This window comes from Gemmatimonadales bacterium (genome assembly GCA_030697825.1).
Lineage (GTDB): Bacteria > Gemmatimonadota > Gemmatimonadetes > Gemmatimonadales > JACORV01 > JACORV01.
Window position 1 is genome coordinate 1 of the sequence record JAUYOW010000281.1, and the last position, 6,798, is coordinate 6,798.

At 70.9% G+C, this 6,798-nt stretch carries 2 protein-coding genes; both read left to right on the top strand.

All coding sequences use genetic code 11. From position 1 onward, the window contains the following. Positions 1-37 precede the first annotated feature (37 nt). Positions 38-5,737, top strand: coding sequence for a hypothetical protein (locus Q8Q85_13635; GenBank protein ID MDP3775299.1), 5,700 nt, complete (start codon positions 38-40; stop codon positions 5,735-5,737). 128 nt (positions 5,738-5,865) lie between these two features. Next, on the top strand, positions 5,866-6,690 hold the full coding sequence (locus tag Q8Q85_13640) for a hypothetical protein (protein MDP3775300.1): 825 nt from the start codon (positions 5,866-5,868) through the stop codon (positions 6,688-6,690). Positions 6,691-6,798: the final 108 nt, after the last annotated feature.

Genomic DNA, 6,798 nt, shown 5'->3' on the forward strand with positions numbered 1-6,798 from the left:
CCTCGGCTGGTTCGAGGGCGAGACGACGAAGACGCTGATGCTCCTCGCACGCCCGGTGTCCCACGACCCGGCGCACATGGACAAGGAGACCGCGTCGGTGGGCTGGTTCTCCGCGGCGGACGCGGAGGCGAAGATCAGCGAGACGACCTCGACCAAGGGGCGCGCGCGCGACTTTGCGATTCTCAGCGCAGCGAAGGTCCAGGTGGAGCCAGGTCGCCACCTCAGCCCCGCGAACGTGGGCATGCTCAAGACGGGGAGCATGTTCGCGATCCAGGGGCCGGGTGGGAAGAGCGATCTGATCGGCTTTACGCGGTACTCGGCAGGCTGGATGGCCGTCTTCGGAAACGGGAGCATCGTGCCCACCACCCCGGACGAGGTGCAGGAGATCCTGCGGGACACGGAGAGCAAGGGCCGCGTGTTTTACCTGGTCCGCGTCGGCACCGGGAAAGCCCCCGCGCTCAAGACGGTGACGAAGCTCATCGCGGCGGCGCGGATCGAGATGGCGACGGTCGGACACCCGGCACCTGCCGCGGCGCCGGCCATGGCGGCGCCTACGTCGGTCGCGGCTCAGCCCCCCGGTACCGCGTTTCCCAGCGGGTTGAGCCCACACCCCGCGTGGGGCGCGTCGCCCGCAGTCATCGCGGCGCAACTGGTGCTGACCGGGGCGAAGCCGGGGGGATCGGTGCCCGGGGGCGTCTACACCGATCCCACGACGCAGGAAGTCTACGTGGTGAAGTTCCCGCCCAGCGGGGACGGGTGGAACGCGGATGCCCGCGCGGCGAACGAGGTCCTGGCGAACGCGCTCTACCGAGCCCTGGGGATTTACGCCCCGGACATGCGCACGGCCCTCGTGAACGGGCAGCGCGCGGTGTTGACGCCGTGGATGCCTGGCCTGGAGAAGGCGTCGTGGGGCGCGGAGGCGCGCGCGTTCCTCCGGCGGCAGTTCGCCGCGGATGCGTGGCTCGCCAACTACGATGTCGTGGGGCTGGAGAACGACAACTTGCTCCAGGATCCCACGTGGGCATTGACCACGGCGCTCCATTACGTGCGCGTGGACAACGGCGGGGCACTGCTGTTCCGCGCGCAGGGCAAGCCGAAGGACGTGGGCGGGGACAAGGGCTGGGGCCCGGTCGTGAACGAGCTGGTGACGATGCTCGATCCCGCGATCAACCCGCAGGCCGCCAAGGTGTTCGCCGGGGTGACGGCGGAGGAGAGCGCGCCGATGATCGCGAAGATCAAGGCGCTGACTACCGCGACGGCCGCGAATGGCAGCGCGCTCCTCTTCGACATGGCGACCTGGGCAGGGTTCGACAACGACACCGCGGGAACGCTGGTCGGCACCCTCGCCAGCCGGGCCGTGGATCTCCTGGGCAAGGGCGAGGCCACGCCGGCTTCCGCCGTGCCACAGGCGTCCGCCCGGGTTGGCGACACGGTGAGCCCGGCGGTCTTCGCCACGCTCCCCGTCGGTACCGTGGGCGTGAACACGGCGTACGCGGCCCACGGGGAGAGAGTGCCCATCTTCATCGCCACGGGCGGGAAGCTGGAGTTCATCGCCACGGGCGGGAAGCTGGGGTTGGTTGGCGCCGAGGGGCCCTCCGCGAGTCCCCTGTGGGACTACGACACCTTCGTCCTCCGCGTAGGCACAGGTGTTCCGTTGTCCGCGCCGTCCCTGGAGGAGTGGCACGCGCACACGACAAAGGGGACGGCTCCTGGGTCGGCGGCACCGATGACCGGCGCGCCCGCGGGCGAGATCAAGGCGCTCTCCCTGGGAGCTGTCCTCCTGTTCCGCACAAGTACCAACTTGGTCGGGTATCGCAAGGAGGGCGCCGCGGGGCTGGCCTGGGCACGGGTCCTGGGTGACGGCGTGGAGACCGCGACCGGCGCGGACATCGCCACGTGGGTAGGGCTGTCTTCGACCAAGTGGGTTGCCCGCCTCGCGGGGAGTGGAATGGCGGCCACGGCCGCGTCGGCTGTGCTCGGCGAAGCACCTGTCTCTGCCCCGGTCACCCACGCGTCTCTCGCCGCGCTGCCCGTGGGCTCGATTGCGACCTACTCGGCCACGGGGGGAAACCCGTACGTGAAGGTCGCCCAGGAAAAGTGGGCCTACATCCTGGAGGGTGGGATGGTCAGCGGGTGGCTGGACACGCTGCCCGCGGGGGACGTGCGCATCGCGCTCGTGGGGACGGGGGAGATGCCCTCGACCGCCATCCTCGCCGCCTGGGCCAAGGCCAACTGGGACGCCCCGTACGGGGGGGTCGGCGTGGGGGTCGCGCCGATGCCCGCGCCCGCGACGAAGTACGTCCCGTTCCAGCTCTACACCGCGCCGCTCCCGGCGACCCTCCCGGTCGGCAGCCTCCTCGTGCGCAAGAAGTACCTGGAGGGGGGACACGCGAGCATGGGAATCGTCGTCGTGATGGCCCTGGGCAAGATGGGAGACGCGCAGGCCAGCGGCACGGTGACGGGGGCAATCCCGTTCACAGGGGACACGCTCGCGGGAGACTGGCTCCTCCTGGCACCGGGAGACGGGACGCTGCCTGCGAAGGCGACCTTGACCGCGTGGCAGGCACACGTGACCAGCCCCGCGACGACGCCGCCCCCGGTCGCGACCGCGACGGGAAAGGGGATCACGGAAGCCGGGCTGGACGCGGCGAAACCAGGCTCGGTCTACATGCTCGGGCGCAAGGACGGCGAAGTCCTGGCCTGGCGGAAGCTCAAGACGAAGTGGGTGCTCTTGGCAACGAGCGCCCCCGGCATCATCGGGCACCCGGCCGCGGATGACTTGGCTGAATGGGCGGACGCCTCGTCTGACGTGGCCTACGCCACGTTCCACGCGGCCGGGGAGGCGGCGGGCGTGCCCGCTGTCCCGGCTGTCTCCGTGCCCACGCCGCCCGGGTGGACTCGCCTGGACAGCATCCCGGTCGTGGCCGCCACCCCGGCGTCCAGCTTCCTCTACGTGACCACCACGCCCGCGGGAGAGATCACCGGCACGTGGCAGGTGTACGGCGAGATGAGGTGGATCGGGCCCACGGGGACCTGGAGCGCCCATGCGACGCAGCACCTCTCGTTCGCGGCCTGGACCTTCCAGGCCCAGGCGGAGAACTGGATCATCTACCAGCGGGACGACTGGGCCAACAGCAACAGCTACGCCCTGGCCGACGAGTATGCGAAGGTTCACGCGATCTCGTGGCCGGGCGGGACTTCGTTCGTCGCCCCGCCTGCCCCGCCCGCAGCGGCACCCGCACCCACCGGGCCTCCTGTCCCGCCCGGGTGGAGTGTTGTCTCGCACGACGCGGGGTCGATCGAAGACCTGCCGGACGGGAGCGCACTCGCGATCTTCGGCTTGCACGGGGCCGAGGCGGTCTACAACTATGACGCGCCGGGTTTTCAGCAGGTGGCCACGGATGGTACCTGGATCGGCGGAGCAAAGTTGGACCCGGCCGAGCTGGCTGCGCGGGTGAGCCCGGGGAAAGTGCTGGCGAAGAAGGACGGGTTCCAGGGGTGGGGCACAAAAGCACTGGCCGAGGTGTACGCGTCGGCGTTGGCGGCGGGCGCGCCTGCATCGGCCGTGACCTCCACGCTCCTGCCGAGCGGGCCCATCGTGGGGCACGCGGTCGGCCCCCTGTTCACGGACGGGGTGCGCCTCTTCCTGGTGCGAGCCGGGAAGGACTGGACGATCCCGTCGAGTCCCGCGCTGCACGGGGAGAACCACGCGGACGGGGCGCTCCGCGTAGCGAAGGCCCAGCTCGGGTCCACGCCGGCCGGTGCGATGCCGACCGGGGTGACCTTGTCCGCGGAGAACGAGGGGAACACGCTCCACATGGTCGTGCTCCGGGTCACGCCCGCATCCGCGAGCGCGTGGGCCGTGCCCGGGGGCGGCGCGTGGGTGCCCCTGGACGAGATGCGCTATACCGGGAGCGTGAAGGACGGGCCGAGCGTCACCTGGACACCGTCGATCGGCAAGGAACTCGGCACCCCGCACACCTTCAAGGACGCGGCGAGCGGGATCATGCGCCTGGTCCCCGCGCTCCAGTTGTGGGCCGAGCAGGGGCGCGACTGGATTACTGGCGCCGGCAAGGCGGACAAGCTCGGCCAGCTCGACCCGGCGACGGTGAAGACGTGGACGGGCGGGGTCCCGTTCCTCGGGGATGGCGTGAAGAGCAACCCGGCCGCGTATGCGCGCCCGGTCACCCGGGTCCACCGTGGCTACGTGGAGATCCAGGTCCGCCCGCTTCGCAACCCGCGCGCGAAGCTCCCCGCGTTCACGGTCCACCTGGTCCCGCTGGCGCCGCGCCGGCCGGTCGAAACCGGGGATCGCAGCGCCTACCGACCGAACCCGGCGTTGGCGCGCACGCTCGCGATGGCGGGGCTGCCGATCGAGCGCATCCTGGGCACCACGAAGGTCAACCCCGGGCAACTCACCCTGCTCCGGGAGCAAGTCTCCGCGGTGAAGGGCGTCTATAGCGCGCTCGTGCATCTCCTGGGCGAGGCGACGCCCCCGTCCTCGGCTGGTGTCACGAGCCAGCAGGGGACGCTTCGCAGTCAGATCCAGGGGATGTTGGCCAACACGTTCAGCGGCGATGCAGACAAGGAGAGCACCGCGAAGTACCTCCGCTACCTCGCGGTCGCGCGTCGCTACGGGCTCTGGCCGACGATCCTGGACCCGGGCCGCCGGGTCGTGTACCGGGGACTGACCGGTGTACATACCTGGCCGGCGAGCGCGCGGCTGAATGACGAGTCCCTGCGCCAGGTCGAGGCGATGGCCGCGGCGGGAACGATGTCGCGGGACAAGCTGTTCACCGCGGCGGGGACCCCGGACGTGAGGGTGGTCGCGCGAGCCTGGCTCTCCGCGCAGGCCGGGACTCTCGGAACCAAGGGCTTTATCCGCGACCCGGGGAGCGGGCTGTGGGTCGCGGTTGCCGCGGAGGAGCTGGCGCCCCCGGCGACGACCCCGGACGGCTTCAACCTGGAGATCAGCCACGGGCAAGGGTGGCAGGACATGGGTGCCGCGCGGGGAAAGCTCTACAAGACGAGCAACGTACGCTACGGGGTCGAGCAGGAGCCGCCTGCGTGGGCGAACGCGCTGTGGGCGAACGTCGCCGGCTTCTGGATCGACTGGGCGGAGCACCGGCACGAGAAAGCGATGATCGGCCACTGGACCGGGCTCCCCGAGATGGGGTTCGGATCGTCCGAGTTCTACTTGCGGGCACGGACGGACTGGGACCCCGGGTTCGTCCTGCTCCCCGGGTACTCGCTCAGGGGCGTGGACGGGAACGACAGCTACCTTGCCGAGCAGGAGGTCGTGCACGTCGCGACCGAGCACGACATCCCGGCCGAGATCGTCCGTGAGCAGATGAACGACGGGGTGCAGGGGCGTCTCACCAAGAAGCAAGTCGCGGCCTACCACCTTGCCCGGCCGGCGTACCCCGCGGGCAACTGGGAACGCCCGTGGCACGAGAGCGCGGAAGCCGGCGCGCCGGCCTTGGCGAAGAACAACCCGGCGGCGAAGCTGCCTCCGCTGGACCAGGTCCACTCTCTCCTGTTCGACCGGGACACCTTCCGGCAAGCCGAGGCCGCGACCTGGGCGCGCAGCCGCGGCGTCATGGTGCAGGGCTTCGACACGGCGGGCACGGCGCTACGTGCCCGGGTCAACCCGGCGAGCGCGTTTCAGAAGGGGACGTTCCGGTCTATTGCCCTGGGCGAAGGCGTCGCCGCGCTCGTGGCACAACGGCGGCGGTAGCCGGGGGCGCCGGGGGCGCGACCTCCGCGGGCGGGAAGACACGGCTCGGCTGCTCCGCCAGCTTTCCCGCGCACTGCGCGAGCGCGAGAAGCACCTCGGTCGCGGTGACCCCGTGCTGCGATACCTGGATGTTCATCGCGTACGTGCCGGGCGTCGCCGGGTGGGGGACGATCTGCACCGCGAAGCGCGGGAGCGCGGGCGGGAGGGGCTCGGAATCGGCCACGAGGATCTCCGGGTTCGTACGGAGCGTAACCAGCCGTGGGCAGGGATACACGTCTCGCGCGATGCCACGGCTCTCTCCCCGGGGTGAATACTGCGCGTGGTGCATACCGCGCACGGCGAGCGCGTTCGCAGAGCATGTCCTGGCCGAGGAAGATGGCGCGGTCTCGGTGCTCGGGCAGCACACCCCGGCCATGGCGCGGCTTCGAGAAGCCGACCCGCCCCGCGCCCGGTGGCACCTCGGCACGATCCGGGACCCGGTAGAGTGGTACGGGAGCCTGTGGGCGCATGCGACCCGGGCCCGCCGGGGACCAGGCACGGTGGCTCGCGTCCGCGCGGCGCTGGATCGGCTTGCACCGGGAATCGAGGACTTCCCTGCCTTTCTCCGCGCCGCGACGCAGCTCCCGGCGAACTATGCCGGGGGCTTCGTCCTGGAGCTGCCGGTGTATGACCCGCCGCCGCTCGGCGCGCGCGGGCTCTGGTCCTGGACGGTACGGTACATGCTTACAGACTGGATCACGGGAGACTGGCTCGTGCAGGGCTTCCTCCGTGCCGAGTCCACCGAGCGGGACCTGGGGATGCTCCTCGGCCACCCGGTCGACCGGGTACGGTATCCACCGCGGAACGGGAGCGACCGGGGCGACGTGACCACCCCGGAGATGCGCGGCTGGGTAGCCGAGGCCGACGGGAAGCTGGCCGCGACGCTCGGTTACGCGTCGAGGAACACGCGGTAGGATTCGAGCTGGAGCGTGGTGCCCGCGGCGTCCGTGACGCCGGTGATGTCGAAACCGTTGGCCCCGGTCGTGGTCACCGCGACGGTCCACGTGCCCGCAATCGAGCCC

Bases quoted from the DNA above. Each gene is read 5' to 3' on its own strand.
- Q8Q85_13635 (MDP3775299.1), top strand. From the start codon at position 38: ATGCTCCTCGCACGCCCGGTGTCCCACGACCCGGCGCACATGGACAAG.
- Q8Q85_13640 (MDP3775300.1), top strand. From the start codon at position 5,866: ATGTTCATCGCGTACGTGCCGGGCGTCGCCGGGTGGGGGACGATCTGC.